The sequence below is a fragment of the Actinophytocola sp. genome, from assembly GCF_036002505.1.
In the GTDB taxonomy this organism is placed as follows: Bacteria; Actinomycetota; Actinomycetes; order Mycobacteriales; family Pseudonocardiaceae; genus DASYTH01.
In genome coordinates this window covers 1-21,201 of the sequence record NZ_DASYTH010000306.1, presented here as the reverse complement: position 1 = coordinate 21,201, position 21,201 = coordinate 1, and the positions used below count along the sequence as shown (strand labels likewise).

Annotated in this window: 24 protein-coding genes and 1 pseudogene; 17 read left to right on the top strand and 8 right to left on the bottom strand. The window is 70.9% G+C overall.

Going from position 1 to position 21,201, the window contains the following annotated elements; translation table 11 throughout:
• Positions 1–90: 90 nt before the first annotated feature.
• Entirely contained in the window at positions 91–567 is a 477-nt protein-coding gene (locus VGR06_RS26985) for an NUDIX domain-containing protein (RefSeq protein WP_327561938.1), read from the top strand.
• A gap of 329 nt (positions 568–896) precedes the next feature.
• On the opposite strand, the gene VGR06_RS26980 is transcribed toward VGR06_RS26985, so the two are convergent.
• Positions 897–1,499, bottom strand: coding sequence for a TetR/AcrR family transcriptional regulator (locus VGR06_RS26980; RefSeq protein WP_327561937.1), 603 nt, complete (start codon positions 1,497–1,499; stop codon positions 897–899).
• A 125-nt stretch (positions 1,500–1,624) separates the two neighbouring features.
• Between VGR06_RS26980 and VGR06_RS26975 the strand changes: the two genes are divergently transcribed.
• The 12 genes from VGR06_RS26975 to VGR06_RS26920 all read left to right on the top strand — a co-directional run bounded on the left by VGR06_RS26975 (position 1,625) and on the right by VGR06_RS26920 (position 10,407).
• The gene (locus tag VGR06_RS26975) at positions 1,625–2,749 is read left to right on the top strand and encodes an acyl-CoA dehydrogenase family protein (RefSeq protein ID WP_327561944.1); all 1,125 of its coding nucleotides are present in this window, start codon (positions 1,625–1,627) and stop codon (positions 2,747–2,749) included.
• Positions 2,750–2,823: 74 nt separating this feature from the next.
• A complete protein-coding gene (locus VGR06_RS26970; protein WP_327561936.1) occupies positions 2,824–3,960 on the top strand; it encodes a CaiB/BaiF CoA-transferase family protein in 1,137 nt (378 codons plus the stop codon).
• A 134-nt stretch (positions 3,961–4,094) separates the two neighbouring features.
• Positions 4,095–4,730 carry an RNA polymerase sigma factor gene (locus tag VGR06_RS26965; protein WP_327561935.1) on the top strand — a complete coding sequence of 212 codons (636 nt, stop codon included), beginning with the start codon at positions 4,095–4,097 and terminating at the stop codon, positions 4,728–4,730.
• Complete coding sequence (locus VGR06_RS26960) at positions 4,723–5,373, top strand: anti-sigma factor family protein (RefSeq protein WP_327561934.1); 651 nt, start codon at positions 4,723–4,725, stop codon at positions 5,371–5,373. Before VGR06_RS26965 ends, VGR06_RS26960 begins: the two co-directional genes overlap by 8 nt.
• A gap of 178 nt (positions 5,374–5,551) precedes the next feature.
• Complete coding sequence (locus VGR06_RS26955) at positions 5,552–5,713, top strand: hypothetical protein (protein WP_327561933.1); 162 nt, start codon at positions 5,552–5,554, stop codon at positions 5,711–5,713.
• Positions 5,714–5,909: 196 nt separating this feature from the next.
• Positions 5,910–6,383 carry a helix-turn-helix transcriptional regulator gene (locus VGR06_RS26950; RefSeq protein ID WP_327561932.1) on the top strand — a complete coding sequence of 158 codons (474 nt, stop codon included), beginning with the start codon at positions 5,910–5,912 and terminating at the stop codon, positions 6,381–6,383.
• Positions 6,384–6,463: 80 nt separating this feature from the next.
• Positions 6,464–7,279, top strand: coding sequence for a murein transglycosylase (locus VGR06_RS26945; protein WP_327561931.1), 816 nt, complete (start codon positions 6,464–6,466; stop codon positions 7,277–7,279).
• A gap of 115 nt (positions 7,280–7,394) precedes the next feature.
• Positions 7,395–7,613, top strand: coding sequence for a type II toxin-antitoxin system HicB family antitoxin (locus tag VGR06_RS26940; protein WP_327561930.1), 219 nt, complete (start codon positions 7,395–7,397; stop codon positions 7,611–7,613).
• 59 nt (positions 7,614–7,672) lie between these two features.
• Complete coding sequence (locus VGR06_RS26935; RefSeq protein ID WP_327561929.1) at positions 7,673–8,035, top strand: hypothetical protein; 363 nt, start codon at positions 7,673–7,675, stop codon at positions 8,033–8,035.
• The gene (locus VGR06_RS26930; protein ID WP_327561928.1) at positions 8,032–8,397 is read left to right on the top strand and encodes a DUF3817 domain-containing protein; all 366 of its coding nucleotides are present in this window, start codon (positions 8,032–8,034) and stop codon (positions 8,395–8,397) included. The genes VGR06_RS26935 and VGR06_RS26930 overlap by 4 nt, the downstream gene beginning before the upstream one ends.
• The gene (locus VGR06_RS26925) at positions 8,394–9,014 is read left to right on the top strand and encodes a maleylpyruvate isomerase N-terminal domain-containing protein (RefSeq protein WP_327561927.1); all 621 of its coding nucleotides are present in this window, start codon (positions 8,394–8,396) and stop codon (positions 9,012–9,014) included. Before VGR06_RS26930 ends, VGR06_RS26925 begins: the two co-directional genes overlap by 4 nt.
• A 67-nt stretch (positions 9,015–9,081) precedes the next feature.
• Positions 9,082–10,407, top strand: coding sequence for a glycoside hydrolase family 6 protein (locus VGR06_RS26920; protein WP_327561926.1), 1,326 nt, complete (start codon positions 9,082–9,084; stop codon positions 10,405–10,407).
• Here the strand turns inward: VGR06_RS26920 and VGR06_RS26915 are convergent.
• The 5 genes and pseudogenes from VGR06_RS26915 to VGR06_RS26895 form a co-directional block, all read right to left on the bottom strand.
• A complete protein-coding gene (locus VGR06_RS26915) occupies positions 10,389–11,234 on the bottom strand; it encodes a spermidine synthase (RefSeq protein WP_327561925.1) in 846 nt (281 codons plus the stop codon). The genes VGR06_RS26920 and VGR06_RS26915 overlap by 19 nt on opposite strands.
• The gene (gene speD, locus VGR06_RS26910) at positions 11,231–11,608 is read right to left on the bottom strand and encodes an adenosylmethionine decarboxylase (protein ID WP_414637337.1); all 378 of its coding nucleotides are present in this window, start codon (positions 11,606–11,608) and stop codon (positions 11,231–11,233) included. Before speD ends, VGR06_RS26915 begins: the two co-directional genes overlap by 4 nt.
• 60 nt (positions 11,609–11,668) lie before the next feature.
• Positions 11,669–12,664, bottom strand: a pseudogene (locus VGR06_RS26905) (type III PLP-dependent enzyme); the annotation flags it as partial.
• Positions 12,665–12,894: 230 nt separating this feature from the next.
• On the bottom strand, positions 12,895–14,472 hold the full coding sequence (locus tag VGR06_RS26900; RefSeq protein WP_327561924.1) for a cation acetate symporter: 1,578 nt from the start codon (positions 14,470–14,472) through the stop codon (positions 12,895–12,897).
• Between the two features lie 2 nt (positions 14,473–14,474).
• Complete coding sequence (locus tag VGR06_RS26895) at positions 14,475–14,783, bottom strand: DUF485 domain-containing protein (protein WP_414637336.1); 309 nt, start codon at positions 14,781–14,783, stop codon at positions 14,475–14,477.
• A gap of 580 nt (positions 14,784–15,363) precedes the next feature.
• Here VGR06_RS26895 and VGR06_RS26890 point away from each other — a divergent pair.
• Genes VGR06_RS26890 through VGR06_RS26875 form a run of 4 tightly spaced genes read left to right on the top strand, consistent with a single transcriptional unit; the run spans position 15,364 to position 19,976 of the window.
• On the top strand, positions 15,364–18,423 hold the full coding sequence (locus VGR06_RS26890) for a nitrate- and nitrite sensing domain-containing protein (RefSeq protein ID WP_327561922.1): 3,060 nt from the start codon (positions 15,364–15,366) through the stop codon (positions 18,421–18,423).
• Positions 18,420–18,857: a roadblock/LC7 domain-containing protein gene (locus tag VGR06_RS26885; RefSeq protein WP_327561921.1), complete on the top strand. Its 438-nt coding sequence runs from the start codon at positions 18,420–18,422 to the stop codon at positions 18,855–18,857. The genes VGR06_RS26890 and VGR06_RS26885 overlap by 4 nt, the downstream gene beginning before the upstream one ends.
• Positions 18,854–19,384: a DUF742 domain-containing protein gene (locus tag VGR06_RS26880; protein WP_327561920.1), complete on the top strand. Its 531-nt coding sequence runs from the start codon at positions 18,854–18,856 to the stop codon at positions 19,382–19,384. Before VGR06_RS26885 ends, VGR06_RS26880 begins: the two co-directional genes overlap by 4 nt.
• Positions 19,365–19,976 carry a GTP-binding protein gene (locus VGR06_RS26875; protein ID WP_327561919.1) on the top strand — a complete coding sequence of 204 codons (612 nt, stop codon included), beginning with the start codon at positions 19,365–19,367 and terminating at the stop codon, positions 19,974–19,976. The genes VGR06_RS26880 and VGR06_RS26875 overlap by 20 nt, the downstream gene beginning before the upstream one ends.
• A gap of 45 nt (positions 19,977–20,021) precedes the next feature.
• Here the strand turns inward: VGR06_RS26875 and VGR06_RS26870 are convergent, their stop codons facing one another.
• Both VGR06_RS26870 and VGR06_RS26865 read right to left on the bottom strand, forming a co-directional pair.
• Positions 20,022–20,507, bottom strand: coding sequence for a hypothetical protein (locus tag VGR06_RS26870; RefSeq protein WP_327561918.1), 486 nt, complete (start codon positions 20,505–20,507; stop codon positions 20,022–20,024).
• The gene (locus VGR06_RS26865; protein WP_327561917.1) at positions 20,504–20,971 is read right to left on the bottom strand and encodes a hypothetical protein; all 468 of its coding nucleotides are present in this window, start codon (positions 20,969–20,971) and stop codon (positions 20,504–20,506) included. Before VGR06_RS26865 ends, VGR06_RS26870 begins: the two co-directional genes overlap by 4 nt.
• Positions 20,972–21,201 lie beyond the last annotated feature (230 nt).

Sequence of the window (21,201 nt, the reverse complement as noted above, 5' to 3'; positions counted from 1 at the left end):
TCACAGCTGCCCGATCAGGTAGCGAAGTTCGCCCCACTGGCTTCCTGCCGACCACTCGCCCGGGCCGCGGCGGGCTGAGGTACTGAGGACATGACCGAGGTCGTCGTGGCCGGTGCGGCCATCATCCGGAACTACCGGATCTTCGTGGCGAAGCGGTGCCGGCCGCAGTCCGTGTCGGGGTTCTGGGAGCTGCCCGGCGACGAGGTGCACCAGGACGAGGACGAGGGCCAGGCGCTGCAGCGCGAGTTCACCCACGAGTTCGGCGTGTCGCTGCGCTGCGTGGACCGGATCCTCAGTGACCGGGCGCTGCAGTCGTGGCGGTCCGAGGACGAGGACGGCGCCGACGGGGCCACCCTGCGCGTCTGGCGCTGCCAGTTGCCCAGCGAGGCCACCTTCGACACCGACCTCGGCGAGCCGAAGCCGAACATGTACTCGTATGACGAGACCTGCTGGGTGGACATCGACGACCTCGACTCGGTCAGCCCCTGGCGCGACGCCGACCGGATGATGGCCGACGAGATCGCCGACTACTACCGCAGCGACGACATCTGGCAGATGGCGGATTAGGACCTGCCTTGTGGATCATCGCCGAGGGTCGCCGTGTTGGCGTGCCACGTCGCTGTGTTGGCGTCTGGCGTCGGTGTGTTGGCTGGTGACGACACCGCCGGACACCGCTGAGGGCAACTCCGACACACACCCGGCCAACACAGCGACGCCACGAGCCAACATGGCAACCTGAGCGGCCAATATGACGATGTCAAGGGCCAACACACCGAACTGCCCATTCGCCCCATCGGGCTGATCGAACACTCTTTGCGAGTGCAACGTCACTTTCCGCGTGTGCGGTCCTCTGTTCTTGGTGTGGCGGTCGGCCCGTGCGAGGGCCGGGCCGACCGTCACAATCCAGCGCCTTGGTAGTGCGCGAGGACGATGGCCTTCCATTCGTCGAGGAGCGCGGCGCGGCGGGCCGGGTCGCCGCCGAGCATGGCGTCGAGGGCCAGGCCGCGGGTGAGGTTGACGGTCAGCAGGAGGACCTTCTCCAGGACCTTCTCGTCGGTCTCGGCGGCGGCGTGCCGGTAGAGCTCCAGGGTGGCGTGGCCGAGGGCGCGGTCGACCGGAAGCAGGATCCCGCGCAGCTCGGGATCGGTGCGGGCGGCGACCCAGAGCTCCATGGCCGCGGTGGACAGGGTGCCCGAGTAGGCCTGCCAGAGCAGGTCGATGCCGGCGGCGATCCGGCCGGGGCCGGGCGGCAGCCGCTCCGCGGCGGCCTGTACTTCCTGGCTCAACCGGGCGAAAAGGTGCTGCAGGGCGCTGGCCATCAGCTCGGCCTTGGTGGTGAAGTGGTGCTGCTGCGCGCCCCGGGACAGGCCCGCGCGCAGGCAGATCTCCTGCACCGTGGTGCGCGCGTAGCCGAGCTCGACCAGGCACTCGATCGTGGCCTCGAGCAGCAGCTCGCGGGTGTGCTCGCTACGTTCGGCCTGGGTCCGGTGAGGTCTCATGGCGCACCTTCCACCTTTACGTGCAGGTCTGCACGCATGTACATTCGGCTGAGACTTTACATGCCATCCGGATTGTTTTCTGCCCTTCAGGAGGTCCCGTGGCGATCACCCAGCGCTCCTCGTGGATGGATGCCGACCTCGACGCGTTCCGCGAGCTGGCGCACAGCTTCTGCCAGAAGGAGCTCGCGCCGCACCACGAGCGCTGGGCGCAGGCCAAGCAGGTCGACCGGGAGCTGTGGCTCAAGGCCGGCGAGGTCGGCCTGCTGTGCCTGTCCATCCCCGAGGAGTACGGCGGGGGCGGCGGCACGTTCGCGCACGAGGCGGTGCTGCTCGAGGAGCAGGCCTACGCCGGCGACGACGCCTGGGGCAACGCCGTGCACAGCGGGATCGTCGCGCACTACTTCAACGCCTACGGCACCGAGGAGCAGAAGCGCCGCTGGCTGCCCAGGCTCGCCAGCGGGGAGCTGGTCGGCGCCATCGCGATGACCGAGCCCGGCACCGGATCCGACCTGCAGAACATCAAGACCAGGGCGCTGAGGGACGGCTCCGACTACGTGATCAACGGGTCGAAGACGTTCATCACCAACGGCGCGCAGGCCGGCCTGGTGATCGTGGTGGCCAAGACCGACCCCGACGAGGCCGCGCGCGGCGTGTCCCTGATCATCGTGGAAACCGAAGGGGCGCAAGGGTTCCGCCGCGGCCGGGTGCTGGACAAGATCGGCATGCACGGCCAGGACACGGCCGAGCTGTTCTTCGACGACGTCCGGGTGCCCACGCAGAACCTGCTCGGCGCCGAGGAGGGGCAGGGCTTCGTCCAGCTCATGCAGCAGCTGCCGCAGGAGCGGCTGCTGATCGCGGTGACCGCGGTGGCCGCCATGGCGGCCGCGGTGGAGCAGACCATCCGCTACACCAAGGAGCGCACGGCGTTCGGCCGGGAGATCTTCTCCTTCCAGAACACCAAGTTCACCCTCGCCGAGTGCGCCACCGAGGTGGCCGTCGCCAAAGCCTTCCTGGACCAGTGCGTCGAGCGGCACCTCAAGTCCGAACTGGACGTCACCGGCGCGGCCATGGCCAAGTGGTGGACCACCGACCGGCTCTCCCGGGTCGCCGACGAGTGCCTGCAGCTGTTCGGCGGCTACGGTTACATGACCGAGTACCCGATCTCCCGGGCCTGGACGGCGGCTCGCGTGCAGCGCATCTTCGGCGGCACCAACGAGATCATGAAAGAGATCATCTCCCGCACGCTCTGAGGGAAGCAACGTCACGTCGTGCTCCCAAGAGGGAAAGCAACGTCACGTTGCTTCCCCAACGGAAGGGAAACCGCATGGGACCGCTCGCCGGGTTGAAGGTCGTCGAGCTGGTCGGGCTCGCGCCAGCGCCGTTCGCCGCCACCGTGCTCGCCGACCTCGGCGCGGACGTCGTGCGCATCGACCGCGCCAAGCCGGGGTTCGACGTGATCAGCTTCCCGAACGACCCGCTCACCCGCACCCGCCGCTGGATCGGCCTGGACACGAAGTCCCCGCAGGGCCGCGAGATCGCGCTTCGCCTTGTGGCGCAGGCGGATGTGCTGATCGAGGGGTTCCGGCCGGGGGTCACCGAGCGGCTCGGTCTCGGCCCGGCGGACTGCCACGCGGTCAACCCCCGCCTGGTGTACGGCCGGATCACCGGCTGGGGCCAGGACGGCCCGCTGGCCGCGGCGGCGGGTCACGACATCAACTACATCGGGCTGGCCGGCGCCCTGGAACCCATCGGCCGCAAGGGGGAGCGGCCGGTGCCGCCGCTGAACCTGCTCGGTGACTTCGGCGGCGGCGGGCTGCTGCTCGCCATGGGCATCCTGGCCGCCCTGGTGGAGCGGCAGACCTCGGGCCGCGGCCAGGTCGTCGACGCGTCCATGGTGGACGGTGCGGCGCTGCTCACCGCCTCGCTGCAGGGGCTGAAGAACACCGGCCTGTGGAGCAAGGGCCGCGGCGAGAACATGCTCGACGGCGGCGCGCCGTTCTACGACACCTACGAGACCGCGGACGGGAAGTACGTGGCGGTCGGCGCCATCGAGGAGCGCTTCTGGGGCGATCTCGTCACGCTCCTCGGCCTGGATCCCGAAGAGGTGTCCGGCCGGCTCGATCCCGCACAGTGGCCGGTGGTGCGGGAGAAGGTCGCCGCCGTGCTGCGCACCCGGACCCGGGACGAGTGGGCGAAGCTCGCCGAGGGCACCGACGCCTGCCTCACCCCGGTGCTCACCCCGGTCGAGGCGCGCGACCACCCGCACAACGTCGCCCGGCGCACCTTCGTGGACGTCGGCGGGGCGCCGCAGCCCGCGCCGGCGCCGAAGTTCGACCGCACCCCGCCCGGCCCGCCGGCCGCCCCGCACGAACCCCGCGCGGACACCGCCGCGGTGCTCACCGAGCTGGGCCTGGAACCCGCGGAGATCGAGCGCCTGCGGGCCGAAGGGGTGATCGCGTAAGGGCCGTGAATGCCACCTGCGAGTCACCCAACTGCCCGCATGCGGCATTCACGGCGGCTTCTCCGGTTGGTCCGGATGCAGTAGCTACGGCTCGCGGCCGGCCGGGGATTGCGCCGCGGCGGCAGAATGTTCTGGTGGCGTGGAGCCGTGGGGCAATCCAGCCGGACCGGCCGGACGTACCAAGTGTCGTGCGGGACCGCGGCATTCCGGTCGAGCTGCTGCCGGACGAGACGCTGCTCGCCGGGCTCGCGGCCGGCGACGCGGAGGTGGCGCTCGCGTTCGTGCGGCGGTTCCAGCGGCTGGTGTTCGGCGTGGCGCTGGCCGTGCTCGGCGACGCCCGGGCCGCCGAAGACGTCGCGCAGCAGACGTTCGAGCGGGTCTGGCGGCACGCGCAGGTGTACGACCCGCGGCGCGGCTCGGTGCGCACGTGGCTGTCCACCATCGCCCGCAACCTCGCCGTCGACACCGCCCGGGTGCGCCGCCCGACCCCGGTGGACCCGGTCGACCTGGTGGACCTGCTCGGCGCCGGCGGGGACGGCCCCGAGCAGCTGGCCATCACCGCGGAGGCCGTTGCGGAGCTGCGCCGGGCGCTCGCGGCGTTGCCCGAGGCGCAGGCCCGCGCGCTGGTCCTGGCCGGCATCCACGGGCTGACCGCGCGGGAGATCGCCGAGGTCGAGCGCATCCCGCTGGGGACGGCCAAGACCCGCATCCGCGCGGCCATGGGGAAGCTGCGGGTCCAGTTGCTGCCGAACCGGGTGGATCATGGTTGACCCGGGTTGCGAGCGGCTCCGCGAGGTCGGCGCGGAGCTGGCCCTGGGCGTGCTGCCGGCCCGGGACCGCGCCGCCGTCATGGCCCACCTGCAGGAATGCCCCGCCTGCGAGAGCTACCTGAGCGAGCTGACCGCGCTCGGCGACCGGCTGGTCGGGCTCGTCCCCGGCGTGGAGCCGCCGGTCGGCTTCGAGCAGCGGGTGATGGACCGGCTGGGCCTCACCGCGTCCGCGCCCCGGCGGCACCGGCGCCGCGTGGTGATCACGTTCGCTGCCGCGCTGCTGGCCCTCACCCTCGGCGCGGCCGGCTGGCTCGGCTGGCACGGGCGCGACCTCCAGCACCGCGACGGCGACGACCTGGTGAAGGTGCCGCTGTCGGCCTCGGGTCCGGTCGCCGGCGAGGTGTTCGCCTACCGCGACTCCCGGTCCTGGCTCTACGTCGAGCTGTCCGGGCTGCCGAACTACGGCAGCGTGTCCTGCCAGGTTCGGTTCACCGACGGCCAGGTGTTCACCGTCGGTACCTTCCCGGTCACCGAGGGAGCCGGCCAGTGGGGTGGCCCCGCGCCGGTGTCCGGTACGGATCCGGCCGAGGTCCGTATCCTGGCGCCGGACGGGACCATTGTTGGTACGGCGCGATTCGGCTGACGCCCAACTGGACAGTGGGAATCGGACTTGACCCGGACTCGAGGTCCGCGGCGTGTCGTCCTTGGGCCGGCAGAGCAACAACCGTATGGTGATGTACGTGGAGGTGTACGCACCGTAGGCTTGGGCACCTTCAACCGGACGTCGGGGGAACCGGCGGGGCAGCGGACGGAGAGGGCAGATGGACGTCAAGAAGGTCGCGACGCTTGTCATCGCGGCAATCGTGCTGTTCTACGTCATCACGCAACCGAACCAGGCCGGCGGTGCCGTGCAGGACATCCTCCGCTGGCTCCGGGACGGCGCGGAGGCGATCATCACGTTCATGAAGAGCATCTTCGCCTGATACGAAGGGTGATCACGGCTGTCGTTTACAAGATCCACAATGGACCGTTCGGGTGCATTCGCGCGCCGCGTGTCCAGATCGTGGATTCCGTGACGATTCAGATCTAGCAATCTCGGCGCCGGCCCAATACGGTTTCCCCCAACATCTTGCGGCAGCAGCCCCTTCGGCGTGACCAGCCAGCCAACAAGGAGGCAGGATGCTCGACGACCCCGGGGTCGATGCTCTGGTAAGGCAGTGGACGGCGGAGCGTGCGCGGGACGCGGAGTCCGACGAGATCAACCGGATCGCGTCCGAGTGGCTCGCGGAGGCGCCGGTGCCGCAGCCGGGCATCCCTGGGCAGCGCCCCGGCACCGGCTCGGCCTCGTGGGCCCCGGTGCAGTCCACCGACCCGCGATTCCTTGCCGCCATGCGGAAACGGCTGCCGGACGTGCCGCCCGACCTGCTCGCCGCCGCGGCCAGCTGGTGGCAGATGATCGGTGGTCTGGCCGAGGCCGCGGAGTGGTGGGACGCCGGGATCAGCCCGCTCGACCAGCGCGCCCTGGACTACCGCGCCGCCGGCCTGTCCCCGTCGGATCTCAGCCGCCGCCTCGGCCCGCTGACCGTGCTCGACCACCTGCGCCGCGGCAGCGCCCCGGCCTGGTGCGTGGCCCGGCTGCAGCGCCAGCGCTGAGCTACCCGTCCGTAACGTCTGGCCGCCGCACGTCGTTGTGCTGGTAGTTCATCCATTCAGCGCAGCGAGGCGGGAGGCACGTGGCCGACACCCCTGAGGCCGCCGCCGTGCGCGGGTTGGGCCTGGTCGGCCGGCTGCTCCTGGTCGCGCTGGCGCTGGGCACCGCCGGCGCCGGCGTCTGGGTGCTGCGCGACGCGATCGCGCCGGCGTCCAGCACGGCCGCCCCGGAGATCCCGGCCGAGCAGGTCGCGGCCGCCCCGGTGCAGCCGGGCTCGGTGATCCCCGCGGGCACCGAGGCCTCCCTGCCGCAGGGGACCGCTGCCGGCACCGACCCCCTGCGTGCCTGGGCCGAGCGGACCGCCGGGCCGACCGGCGTCCCGGCCCGCGCGCTGCAGGCCTACGGCAACGCCGAGCTGGTGCTGCGGTCCACCGACCCGGCGTGCCGGGTGTCCTGGGCGACGCTCGCCGGCATCGGCCGGGTCGAGTCCAACCACGGCCAGTACGGCGGCGCGGTGCTCGGCGCCGACGGCTGGCCGTCCAAGCCGATCATCGGTGTCCCGCTGGACGGCTCGGCCGGCGTCCGCTCCATCCCCGACACCGACCACGGCGACCTCGACGGCGACCCGGACGTGGACCGCGCCGCCGGCCCCCTGCAGTTCATCCCGTCCACCTGGCGAAAATGGGTCTCCGACGGCAACCTCGACGGCCGCGGCGACCCCCAGCAGATCGACGACGCCGCACTGGCCGCCGCCCGCTACCTCTGCGCCGGCAACCGCAACCTCACCACGGCCCAAGGCTGGTGGGCCGCCGTCCTCTCCTACAACAACTCCACCCCCTACGCCCAGAAAGTCTTCGGCCTGGCCGACTCCTACGCCCGCGCCGCCGCGGCGAGGTGAGTGATGTCGGACCTCGTTGGTAGCTTGACCCGCACAGTCAACTACCAAGGGTGATGCATGCCGTGCAAGGTGGCCGGGATCCTAAAGATCATCCAGGTATCGAACAGAGGTCACAGTGACCGGCTACGTCGTGGTCGTTGAGCGTGATGAGGCTGGTGGCCACAGCGCGTGGAGTCCTGACCTGCCGGGCTGCGTGGCCGCGGCCGCCGACTACGACGAGTGTGTTCAGCTCATGCGGGAGGCCGTCGCCCTGCACCTGGAGGGTCTCCGCGAGGACGGCACGCCGGTCCCGGCGCCGACCGCCGTCGCGTCCCTGATCTTGCCGGCCGCCTGAGCGTTCCACAGGGGAGGAAGCTCCTGACCGCCACGGAAAGTGGAGTGTTAGCGTCGGGTATGCGTGGTGGCCTGATCACTCCTCGCCGGTTGGCGATCGTGGGGGTGTCGGTGCTGTCGCTGGTGGTGTGTCTGGGGCTGGCGTGGTGGCAGTGGCAGCGGTACGAGTCGGCCAGCGGGACGTGGCAGAACCTGGGGTATGTGCTGCAGTGGCCGCTGTTCGGGTTGTTCCCCGCGTTCCTGTTCTGGCGGATGCGCACGCTCCGGCAGCAGCATGCCGGGGCGCCGCCGGCGGAGCCGGAGCGGGGGGTCGGGCCGCCGCCGCGGCCGGTCGCCCGGCAGGATGACGATGTCGACCCCGTGCTGGCCGAGTACAACCGGTACCTGGCGCAGCTCAACGCCCGAGATCAGGAGACCCGATGACCGAACGGCCGGTCATCTCCGACGAGGAGAACCCCGCCCGGGCCGTGTCCGCCCCCGGCATCCGCGGCGCGCTCGGCCGGTTCCGGGTGATGGCCTACGTCGTCGGCGTCGGCCTGCTCGCCCTGTGCGCGGCCATGATCCTGGCCTACGGCTTCGACCAGCACCAGTACACGAAGATCGTCGGACCGGTGCACGGCTTCCTGTACATCGTGTACTTCCTGGCCACCGTCGACCTCGCGCTCAAGGCCCGGTGGTCGGTGCGCGGCACGATCCTGGTGCTGCTCGCCGCCATGGTCCCGTTCCTGTCGTTCGTCGCCGAGCGCCGGGTGACCCACCGGGTCGAGCAGGGCACGGCCCTATGACGGACGTCGACCCCGCCGTCGCCGTCGCCGCCTGCCGGGCCGCCCACGAACGCCTGCTCACCACGGTCGCCACCGTTGACGACGACACCGCCCGCCGCGCCAGCGCCCTTCCCGGCTGGACCGTCGGGCACATCCTCACCCACCTCGCCCGCAACGCCGACGGCCACGCCCGCCGTCTCGAAGGCGCTCTGCGCGGCGAGGACCTGCCGCGCTACGCCGGTGGCTCGGCGGAACGCGACGCCGGCATCGAGGCGGGCGCCGGCCGCCCGGCCACCGAGCTCCGGGCCGATGTCGAGGAGTCCGCCCGCCGCCTCGAGGCCACCTGGGCGCGCTGCGCCGAAGCCGGCTGGCCCAACCCGCACTTCCTCGGCGGCGACAAGTTCCCCATTCCGGCCAGCCCGCTGCGCCGCCTCCGCGAGGTCGAGGTCCACCATGTCGACCTCGAGCTCAGCTACCAACCCACCGACTGGCTCGACGCGTACGTCGACTGGGAGCTCGCCCACACGCTGAAGCGCCTCTCCGGCCGCCTCACCCCCACCGACACCCGCCGCCTGCTCGCCTGGCTCACCGGCCGTGCCGACCTTCCCACGGACCTCAAACTCGGGCCCTGGATGTAGCCCGGCTTGACGCTTAACCGGTTCATTGTTTGGCTGGTGGCACCCTGCTTTGCTTCGGAGGCCACCGTTGTCCCCCTGTCATCGCGCGCTGGCCGTACTGGCCGCGCTCACTTTCGCGGCCGGTCTGGCCGCCGTTCCGGCCGATGCCGCTGCCGGACCGCAGCGGCTCGACAACCCCTATGCCGGCGCCCGGGTGTACGTGAACCCCGAGTGGTCCGCGCTCGCCGCCGGTGAGCCGGGCGGTGGTGCCGTCGCCGGGCAGCCGACCGGCGTGTGGCTGGACAGCATCGCCTCGATCGGCGGTGCCAACGGAAAGCGCGGCCTGCGCGGTCACCTCGACGAGGCGCTCCGCCAGGGCGCCAACCTGGTCCAGCTCGTCCTCTACGACCTGCCGGGCCGGGACTGCGGCTGGCTGTCGACCAACGGCGAGCTGGCGCCCGGCGAGCTGGCCCGCTACCGGCGGGACTTCGTCGATCCCATCGCCCGGATCCTCGCCGACCCGGCCTATGCGCGCCTGCGCATCGTCGCGGTCATCGAGTACAACTCGCTGCCGTTCATGATCACCAGCGTCAGCCCGCGTGCCTTTGCCACCCCGACGTGTGACACGGTCAAGGCGGCCGGCACCTACCTCGACGGCGTCGGGTACGCGCTGGCCCGGCTGGGTGCGATTCCCACTGTCTACAACTATCTCGACATCAGCCACCACGGCGTGCTCGGCTGGACAACCAACCGCCAGCCGGCCGCGCGGCTGTACGCCCAGGCCGCGAACTCCGCCGGCAGCACGCCGGCCAACGTGCACGGCTTCATCGCCAACACGGCCAACTTCTCGGTGCTGGACGAGACGTTCATCGTCAAGGACGTCATCAACGGAACGCCGATCCTGCTGACGAAATGGGTGGACTGGAACCCCTTCGTCGACGAGCTGTCCTATGTGGACACATTCCGGCGGGAACTGGTCGCCGCCGGATTCGACGCGGGCACCGGCGTGCTGATCGACACCTCGCGCAACGGGTGGGGCGGTCCGGACCGGCCGACCGGCCCCGGGCCGGAGACCACCGTGGAAACCTACGTGGAGGGTGGCCGCATCGACGGCCGGCTCCGGGTCATCAACTGGTGCAACCAGACCGGCTCCGGGCTCGGCGAGCGCCCGGCCGCCGCGCCGGCACCGGGCATCGACGCCTACGTGTGGATGAAGCCGCCCGGCGTGTCCGACGGCGCCAGCGTGCCGACGCCCGGCGAGCGGTTCAACCGGATGTGCGACCCGACGTACACCGGCCTGCCGGACGCCTCGCCCGACCCCTCCGGCGCCCTGCCGAATGCGCCGGCGGCCGGCACCTGGTTCCCGGCCCACTTCCAGGAGCTGCTGCGCAACGCTCACCCGCCGGTCGGATGATCCACGCGCACCGAGTGGGGCGCGATGGTGTTGCCGCGTAAGGCGTCGGCGTCGAGGGACACCGGGCGGTAGGGCAGTTCCGGCAACCGTTTGATCAGGTGCCCGGCCGCGTCGTCGAGCTCGCCGGCGAGTCCGAAGAGGAACGCCCACTCGTGTTCGTCGGAGCCGTAGTAGGCGACGGTGCCGAACACCTGGTGGAAGCGCTGCCACGACCGGCGAAGGGTGTGGTTGCGCCAGAGGGTGGGGCAGCCGGCCTGGGTGGCGACGACGCCGCCGGGGGTCAGGATCTCCCGGCAGCGGGTGAGGAACTCGGCTTCGTAGAGACGGTTGTGCTGGGCCGGGCCGGGGTGCTCGTCGGGGAGGTCGATCACCACGAGGTCGTAGCGGTCGGGTGTCTCGGCGGCGAAGGAGAGCCCGTCGCGGTAGCGGACGTGGATCGGACCCCCGGTGGTGAGATCGGTGGGGGTGTAGCCGTAGGGGAGGTGCGCGGCGCAGAGCTCGACGGCTTCGCGGTCGATGTCCACGTGGTCCACGTGCGAGGCGCCGGCCGCGACGGCGAGCTGGCTGAGCACGCCCTCGCTGGAGCCGATGATCAGGACGCGGTCCAGGCGTTCGGTGAGCAGCATGGCCGGGACGAGCAGGGCCTCGTGGTAGACGAGCTGGGTGGCCTCGGTGCTCTGCCGGTCGTCGTCGCAGAACAGCGTGACGCCCTGGGTGGTGTGGGCGATCACCAGGTGCTGGTACGCGGTGTGCCGGTCGACGAGCACGTCGGACAGCTCCCAGACCCGGGACAGGCCGGGCGCCAGGGGCTCGACGATCCGGTTCATGACTGTCCCCTGTGGACGGTCTGAGTCCGGACGGACGTGGCGCCGAGGGTCTCGCTGAGCAGGCGGACGGCCTCGGCCGGGTCGGCGCGCCGGCCGCAGGTGAACACGTCGACGAACAGCGAGCCGCGCTCCGGGTAGGTGTGGACGGACGCGTGCGACTCGGCGAGGAGCGCGAGCACGGTGGCGCCCTGCGGTTCGAAACGCTTGGAGACGACCTCGCAGACCGTGGCGCCGGCCTCCTTGAGCGCGCGTTCCAGGCTCTGGCTCAGGAAGTCCACGTCGTCGAGCAGGGCGGCGTCGACTCCGTGCAGCTCCGCCAGAACGTGCCGCCCGGCGAACGAACCCACCGTGGCGCCGGCGAAGTACGTTGGCAGCGGAGGGATTCCGTTGAACGCCACGGAGGAGTAGCTCGCCGTGTACGCGCCGGCGTCGTGGATCTCCACCCGGTCGCCGGCCCGCAGCGCCAGCGGCAGGCGGTACGGCGTGCGATGGTAGAGCACGTCGTCCCCGTCGCAGGTCGGACCCGCCACGACCACTGGGCCGTCCGGAGTGGACGGAAGCTCGGTGGTCAGCCGGTAGCCGATGTACTCGTTCTCGGTTTCGGCCAACCCGTTGTACCGCCCCACATCCAGGTACACCCAGCGCCGCTCGCGGCGCGCCGCCGACACGACCTCGGCGTGGATCGTGCCGGCGGTGGCCACGATCACCCGCCCCGGCTCCACGGCCAGCGGCGGCGCGGTGGGGCCGAAATGGCGCGAGACCGCGGCTCGGATGGCCGCCGCGCACTCACCGAGCGACGGCACCGGATCCCGGTACCCGACCGGGAAACCGCCGCCGAGGTTCACCGACTCGAGCCGAATTCCACCCCGCGCCAACGAGTTCGCAATGGACGCCGCCTGTGCGATGCCGGCTGCCCAGGCATCCGGGGACAGTTGCTGCGAGCCGACGTGGAAGCACAGCGCCGGCCGCAAACCCGCGGTGGCCGCCCGCTCCAGCAGGGTCGCCGCGTCCCCGGGCGCGCAGCCGAACTTGCGCCCGAACGGGGTCCGCGAGGCCGGGGCGTCGACCAGGAACCGGCAGGACGCCACCGAACCGGGGGCGAGCCGGGCGATGCTCGCCAGGTCGTCCTCGGTGTCGAAGCTGAACCGCCGCACGCCCGACCGGTACGCGTGCGCGATGTCGTCGGCCTTCTTGATGGTGTTCCCGTAGGACAGCCGCTCGGGCGCCGCACCCTGGGCGAGGCACAGCTCGACCTCGCCGGGGCTCGCCACGTCGAACCCGGCGCCGAGCTCGGCCAGCAGGCGGATGATCTCGGTCGCCGGGTTGGCCTTGACCGCGTAGTACACCGTGGCCTCGGGTAGAGCCGCGCGGACCGCGAGGTAGTTCGCGCGCGCCCGGTCGAGGTCCAGTAGCAGGTACGGAGTCTCCACGTCCGCAGGGTATGTGGTTAGCCGGCGTGTTGGCTTCTGGCGCTGCCATGTTGGCCCGTGGCGTCGCTGTGTTGGCTGGTGACGTGGCCGTGTTGGCCGGGTGTGCCTCGGTGTCGCCGTCCGCGGTGTCCGCCGTCGTCGTCACCGGCCATTACACCGCCGCCAGCGGCCAACACAGCACCGTGGTGCGCCAACACGGCGACGTGAGAGGCCAACACGGTTTCGAAGTCCTAGGCGCCGATGCCGGTGAGGGACCGCACCTCCATCTCCGCCGCCCGTGCGGGGTCGGCCCGGTCGCGGCGGTTCAGCACGGTGCCGAGGTAGCCGCACAGGAAGGAGACCGGGATCGACACGATGCCCGGGTTGGACAGCGGGAACAGGTGGAAGTCCACGTTGTGCACGATCGAGGTCGGCGCCCCGGACACCACCGGTGAGAGCAGCACCAGCACCAGGCAGGAGCCGAGCCCGCCGTACATGCCCCACAGCGTCCCGCTGGTGCTGAACCGCTTCCAGAACAGCGAGTACAGCAGCGTGGACAGGTTGGCCGAGGCGGCGAACGCGAACGCCAGGGCCACCAGGAACGCCACGTTCTGGCCGTTGGCCAGGATGCCGCCGGCGATGGCCAGCCCGCCGATGATCACCGCGGTGCGCCGGGCCACCCGCACCTCGTCGGCCGGGTCGGTGCGCCCGCGCCGGAAGATGCTGGCGTACACGTCGTGCGCGAACGAGGCGGAGGCGGTGATGGTCAGCCCGGCCACCACGGCCAGGATCGTGGCGAACGCCACCGCGGCCACGATGCCGAGCAGCAACGGGCCGCCGATCTGGTAGGCCAGCAGCGGCGCCGCGGAGTTCTCCCGCCCGCCGGAGGCCAGGATCGTCTCGGAGCCGACGAGCGCGGCCGAGCCGTAGCCGATGACCAGCGTGGCCGCGTAGAAGATCGACATCGCGGCCACCGCCCAGACCACAGAGCGGCGCGCCTCGGTGGCGTTGGGCACGGTGTAGAAGCGCATCAGCACGTGCGGCAGCCCGGCCGCGCCGAGGATCAGCGCCAGGGACAGGGAAATGAAGTCGAGCTTGCTGATCGGCGTGCGGCCGTACTGCCCGCCCGGATCGAGCAGCCGGTCGCCGTTGGCGTTGTTGCCGGCCGCCTCGTCGAGCAGGGCGGAGATGTCGAAGCCGAACTTGCCGAGCAGGAACACGGTCATCAGCACCGCGCAGGTGACCAGGATGCTGGCCTTGATGATCTGCACCCAGGTGGTGCCGCGCATGCCGCCGACCAGCACGTAGAAGATCATTACCAGTCCGACGACGGTGATCACGACGGCCTGGCCGCCCTTGCCGTGCACGCCGAGCAGCAGCGCCACCACGCCGCCCGCGCCGGCCATCTGCGCCAGCATGTAGAAGAACGAGATGACCAGCGTCGAGGTGGCCGCCGCGGCCCGCACCGGCCGCTGCCGCATCCGGTAGGCCAGCACGTCGCCCATGGTGAAGCGGCCGGTGTTCCGGACCAGCTCGGCGACGAGCAGCAGGGCGACCAGCCAGGCCACCAGGAAGCCGATCGAGTAGAGGAAGCCGTCGTAGCCGTGCACCGCGATGGCGCCGGCGATGCCGAGGAACGAGGCGGCGGACAGGTAGTCGCCGGTGATCGCGATGCCGTTCTGCGGGCCGGTGAACGTGCCGCCCGCGGCGTAGTAGTCGCTGGTGGAGGAGTTGCGGTTGCCGACCCGGTACACCACGTACAGGGTGATCACCACGAACGCGGCGAAGATCGTGGTGTTGAGGGCGGGGCTGCCCACCGGGCTGGCCATGCTCACTTGACCCCCGCTCTGGCCCTGATGAGGGCGACCTGCGGGTCGAGCCGGGAGCGGGCGTAGCGCAGGTAGGCGTTGGTGATCGCGATGGTGGACGCGAACTGGAGCAGGCCCAGCACGAGCCCCACGTTCACCGCGCCGGCCAGCCGGTGGCTCATGAACCCGCGGGCGTACGCGGCGAGCAGCACGTAGCCGAGATACCAGACGAAGAACAGCACGCTCACCGGGAACACGAACGCGCGGAACCGGCGCCGCAGCTCGGCGAACTCCGCGCTGCCGTGGATGGCCGAGAAGTCCGGCCGGGCCATTTCCCGCACTTCAGGGGGTGTCCCGGTTATTCCGCCGAAGGCCGCTGCGCTCGGCGCGGATGAACGGGTTGCCGGGGACTGAGCCACGTCGGTCATTTCATTTCACTTCATTTCGGTACAGGGATCGGGGACTATGCCTGTCCAGTGCGGGCCATGGTAGTCACGGATTCGGCGAAATCGTGGGGCCGGGCACGACATTCACACGTCGGAGTGAATTTGTCGTAACTTTGCGTCAGGCAAGTTGCATGGCCCAGGAGAGGTCACCGGATGTGGCAGCCCTGGACTGTCAGACGCATCCCCCGCGCGGGTTACCAAATAGACTCACAGTAGAACGATCATGATCTCAAGATGGCCCATCCGGCCCGCCGCACCGTTTCCCGTCCGCTTTTCCGGCGATTGACCCAGGTCAGCCCGGCCCGGCTAATGCTTTTCATGATCGGTACGGGGGCTGGGTACGATCGAAGCTCGGTTCTCGCCGCCACGGGCGCCGGCTGTGGGGAGAGTCGCGTTCGGACGGGATGCGGCATTGCCCGGATAACTCGATCACGCAACAAACAATGCGCGCCGCGGAGGATTTCGCGTGACAGAGACCGCTAGACCCAGCGTTTCAGGGGCGGAAATACCGTCCGATTTCAACGAGGAAGCCGCGCCGGCACCCTCATTGCTGAGGCTGCTGTCGAACTGGCGGGACTGGAACATTCCGGCGAAGCTGGCCGCGGTCACCCTGGTCCCGGTCGTGTTCGCGATCGTGCTGGGCGCCATGCAGATCGGCGACCAGGTGCGGCGGGCCGACGCGTATCGTCAGGTGGACCGCCTGATCACCGCCGGCGAGGCGCTGCGCTCCCTGGTCAACGCCCTGCAGCGGGAACGCACGCTCACCACCGCCGCACTCGCCGCCACCCAGCCACCCCCCGCCACCGCCGTGGCCGGCGAGCAGCGGAGCACGGACTCCGCTCGCGAGGCGTTCCTCCGCGCCGCCCGCCGGGCCACGCTCCACAACGAGGTCACCTCCGCCCGCTACGCCCGGGTGGGCGACCGCCTCGGCGAGCTCGCCCGGTTGCGCGAGGAGCTGGCCGCCGGCCGGGTCGACGCGCCGGGCGCGCTCGCCGGCTACACCGCGATCATCGGCTCCCTGCTCAGCTTCGAGCGGTCGGCGGGGGCGGAGGTCATCGACCCGCTGCTGGCCGGGACCGCGGTCGCGGTGCACGACCTGGAGATGGTCCGCGAGGAGATCCGCTACCAGCAGGCGCTGGTCGGCGTCGGGCTCACCCGCGGAGGGCTGGCCGACGAGCAGCTCGCGGCGCTGCGCGCGTCGCAGGCCCGGCTGGCCGACCGGGTTGCCGAGTTCGGAGTGGACGCGAACACCGCGCAGCGGCAGGACTTCGCCGCGATGGTGACCGGGCCCGCCGTGCAGGCCCGGGAGAAGCTGGTCTGGGAGGTGCTCTCGAGCGGGCCTCCGGTGATCAACGCGGCCGACTGGGCGGCGACCTCCGAGGACGTGGCGACCCGCGCCGACGCGCTGGCCGACCGGCTCGGCGCCCAGCTGCGGGACCGCTCGCGCGCGTTGCAGGACGAGGCCAGCGACGGCGCCGGGCTCGCCTCGGTGCTCCTGCTGGTCGCCCTCGTCGTCGCCGCGGCCGTGATGTTCGTGGTCGGCCGCCACCTGCTCCGCTCGCTGAACCTGTTGCGGCACACCGCTCTGGACGTCGCCGAGCACGGCCTGCCGGAGGCCGTCGAGCGGATCCGGGACGGCTCCGGACTGACCGAACCGGTGGTCGAGCCGGTGCCGGTGCGTTCGGCCGACGAGGTGGGCCAGGTCGCCCGGGCGTTCGACGCGGTGCACCGGCAGGCCCTCAAACTCGCCACCGAGCAGGCCGGCCTGCGCGCCCGGTTCGGCGACGTGTTCGTCAACCTCTCCCGCCGCAGCCAGGGCCTGGTGCAGCGGCAGCTGCAGCTGCTGGAACGGCTGGAGCGCGACGAGGAGGACCCCGAGCAGCTCGCCACGCTCTTCCAGCTCGACCACCTGGCCACCCGGATGCGGCGCAACAACGAGAACCTCATGGTGCTCTCCGGCAGTGAGCCCGGCCGGCGCAACCAGCGCCCGGCCACGCTCTCCGACCTGCTGCGCGCGGCCGTCTCGGAGATCGAGCAGTACCAGCGGGTGGTGCTGCTCCCGCCACCGGACGTGCTGATCGTCGGCTACGCGGTGGGCGACCTGGTCCGCCTGGTGGCCGAGCTGCTGGACAACGCGACCGCGTTCTCCGCTCCCGGCACCCAGGTCACGATCGCCAGCCACTCGTTCGACGACGCCTCGGTGACCATCGCCATCCTGGACGAGGGCATCGGCATGAGCGAGTCCGAGCTGGCCGCGGCGAACGCCAAGCTGGCCGACGCGCGCATCGTGGACGTGTCCACCTCCCGCCGGATGGGCCTGTTCGTGGTGGGCCGGCTGGCCGGCCGGCACGGCGTCGAGGTCTCGTTGCACGGCGGGAAGACGATTCCCGGTGTGCGGGCCACCGTGACGCTGCCGGCGGATCTGGTCACCGCCCCGGCGCCGGCCCCGGAACCGGCGCGTTCGGATACCAACGGGCACGCCAACGGCGCCGTGAACGGAGCGGTCAACGGGGTGCGGCCGAGCCCGCTGCCGCGCCGGACGCCCCAGGACATCGCGCGGCGGTTGGCGGGCGAGGAGGAGCCGGCGGAGCCGCCCGGTGCGGCCGCGGAGCGGGAGGCCCCGGACGGCCCTCCTGCCGCGGCGGGGCCACCGGAGTCGCCCGCCCGGCCGGCGGACGGCGCGGCCGATGCGGAACACACGCCGTTGCCGCGCCGTTCGCCCGGCTCGAGCCGGTTCGTCAAGCCCGTGGACACCGCGGCCGGCCCGGTCGACCTGGCCATGTCCGGCCCGCCGGCACCGTCCACCGGGAGCCTGTTCCTGCCCGACGACAGCGGCTGGTGGGACGGCGCCGGCGGGAACGCGTCGCTCGAGGAGACCACGCCGATCTTCGACGAGATGCTCTCCGCCTGGTTCCGGGCGATCACCGACCGGGCCGCCGGCGAGGAGTCCACCCCGCAGGACCCCTGGCAGTTCGCCGCGGACGCCGGTTTCCTTGCCGCGCAAGCGGTTTCGGAGTCCCAGCCGGACACGTTCACGGACGGCGGGCTGCCCCGGCGCAACCCCCGGCAGAACCTGGTGCCGGGCAGTGTCGAAACCCCGGATCCGGATCCGGCCGTGTCCGGGCGGGACGCCGACGAGCTGCGCGAGCGGCTTTCCCAGTACCAGCAAGGCGTCACCAAGGCCCGGGACGAGCGTCTGGTGGCCGACGACGCCGGGGCAGAGGGCGGGCCGCCGACGCTCGACCTGTCCGGTGCGGGCTGGCGGTTCGCCGCGGACCCGGCGGTGCCGGGCGGCGGGCTGCCCCGGCGGGCCCCGCGCGGACCGACCCAACCGGTCGGCGGCGACGGCGGCAACCTGCCCGGGGACCGGGCGGTGGAGCTGCGCGGCCGGCTCGGCAACTTCCAGCGCGGCCTGCACCGGGGCCGCCGCAGCCTCGCCGAGCTGGCCGAGCGGGCCCGGGTGCTCGGTGACGACCTTGCCGCCGGTACCGCCCAGGAACCCATGCAGGAACAGGAGAGTGAATGACCTCGCAGGCTCAACCCAGCCAGTTCGGGTGGCTGGTCAACGATTTCGCCGCGCGCGTCCCGGGGGTCGCGCACGCCGTGGTGGTCTCCGCCGACGGCTTGCTGCTCACCGCGTCGTCCCGGCTTCCGCTGGACCGCGCGGACCAGCTCGCCGCGGTCGCCTCCGGCTGCGTCAGCCTCACCCAGGGCGCGGCCCGCTGCTTCGAGGCCGGAAGCGTCAAGGAGACCATCGTCGAGATGGAGCGGGGCATCATGCTGCTGATGGCCATCAGCGACGGGTCGTGCCTGGCCGTGCTGGCCGCGCCGGTCTGCGACATCGGCCAGGTGGCCTACGAGATGACCCTGCTGGTGGACCGCGTCGGGCAGATCCTCACCCCGGAGCTGCGCGCCCAGTTGCAGGGCGCGGCCGGGCGCATGGTGGGCCAGCCGGTATGAGCGACGAGACGTTCGCCGACGTGGTGAACGGGCTCGTGCTCGGCGTGGGCCGGCGGCGCGACCGCGCCTGGCCCGCCGCGGACGCCGATCCGGATCCACCGGCGCCGGCGCCGGCGCCGCCCGAACGGTCTCCGGTGGACGTGCTGCCGTACGCCGGTCTGCTCGCGGCGGACCCGGGGTTCTCCGCGGACGCGTCCATCGTGCGCCCGTACTCGTGGACCCGCGGCCGCACCCGGTCCTCGGTGGAGCTGCGGATCGAGGCCATGGTCACCACCACGGAGCACGGTGACGACACCGAGTCGGTGACGCGCTCCGAGCATCGCGCGGTCGCCGCGCTGTGCCGGGAGCCACGCTCGGTGGCCGAGGTGGCGACGCTGCTCGGCGTCCCGCTCGGCGTGGCCAAGGTGCTCCTCGGGGACATGGCCGACCTGGGGTTGGTGGTCGTGCACCGGACCGCGACCGGTGGTGCCAACAAGGCACATCTTCTGTTGATGGAAAGGGTTTTGAGTGGACTCCGTCGGCTATAGAGAACCCGAGGCGCCGGTCGTCCCGACGCTGACCTCGGTCAAAATCGTTGTGGGCGGCGGGTTCGGGGCGGGCAAGACCACGTTCGTCGGCTCCGTCTCCGAGATCATGCCGCTGACCACCGAGGCGGTGATGACCGAGGCCAGCGCCGGCATCGACGACCTCGGCGCCACCCCGAACAAGACCACGACCACCGTGGCCATGGACTTCGGCCGGGTCTCCCTGGAATCCGACCTGGTCCTCTACCTGTTCGGCACGCCCGGCCAGCAGCGCTTCTGGTTCATGTGGGACGACCTCGTCCGCGGCGCCATCGGCGCGGTGGTCCTGGCCGACACCCGGCGCCTGTCCGACTCGTTCTCCCCGATCGACTTCTTCGAAGACCGCCGCCTGCCCTACATCGTCGGCCTGAACTGCTTCGACGGCGTACGCCACCACGGCATCGAAGAGGTCCGCGACGCGCTGGCGATCGGCCCGGAGATCCCGATCGTGGTCTGCGACGCCCGCGACCGGGACTCGGTGAAGCAGACCCTGATCACCATGGTCGAGTACGCCATGGAGCAGTGGGTCGCCGTCCATGGCGCCGGGGTGTCGTGAACTGCGATGAATGACTCATTCAGTGCGTGTGGCGCACTGAATGAGTCATTCATCGCCCTCCCCCGGCGGCCAGGCCGGGTAGCTCACCGTCTCCGTTGTCCATGATTCGTCCACCGGTGTGGCCGTGCCACCTGCCTCGCTCACATGGGAGCCTTTGAGATGCATCAGATGGTGGGTGACACGGCCGTTATTGTCGCGCCGCACGATCTGGGTGAATCCGCCTTCCAGAAAACCGAGTAGTACGTCTTCCAAGTGAGTCCAAGGGCGTTCGTCGGGGCCGGTCCGCCATGCCTCGTCGTTGAACACGTCCATGCCGACTTCGTGTCCGGCATCGACAAGCACGTTTCCCTCATCGTCGATGTCGATCAAGATATCCGGCAAGCTCGGATCAGGGTGCGTGAGTCGCCATATCATGCCACTCCCGGAAATCACGCCTCCGCGCCGTTCGACCTCAACGCGAAGATGTCGAAGCGGCAAGGGGAACCCTGTGTCGTCGTGGAACGGCTTCGGCAGCCAGTCATGCTCGCTCATTGTGAGCCCTTCGCGCACGGGTCGGTGCTGGTGGGACCATACTCCCACGCGCTCGACTTGCTTGGCACACCGTCCAGTGCGGCGCTTCCGCGGGCCGCTATGCGGTACGTTCCCGCCGCACATGCCACGAACGCTTGTCGGGTGTCTCCCTGGCCCGCGGCCAATGCGCCGATGAATGGGCTGAACTTGCCAGCTAATTTCGTGTTGTCGGCAATCAAGGCCCACGATGAGCCACGTTTCTGCTCCAGCCGCACTTCCAGCAGAGCGTCGGTCACGGCCACGTCGCACTTCATGGTCGCCTTGCCGCCCATCTCTCCCTGCTTGCCACGCGAAGCGTGCACCAGGTCAGGACGGATCGAGCAGCGCCCATTGCCAGGTCCGGTGGTGAATCCCTCCTGACACCCGCCTACCACGGACAGGGTCACGGCAAGCGTCGCACCGATCGTCAAGAAGCGATAATCCACTTGTGCCGACCTCGTGTGCGAACCTCGGAGATTTCTGGCCACCGGGCCAATTCTCCACGCACTTATCGAGTCCTGTCGATCCGTCGAACGGGTTGCGAATCCCGGCTGATCAGGTTACGTGGAGCTACTTATCCTCGTCGGGGTTTCCGTTGGCTGGCTCACGCGGTGTGGTGATTGTGTGCAGGAAGTTCTGTAAATGGCGCATGAACGTGGGGTAGTTGCCGCGGTGG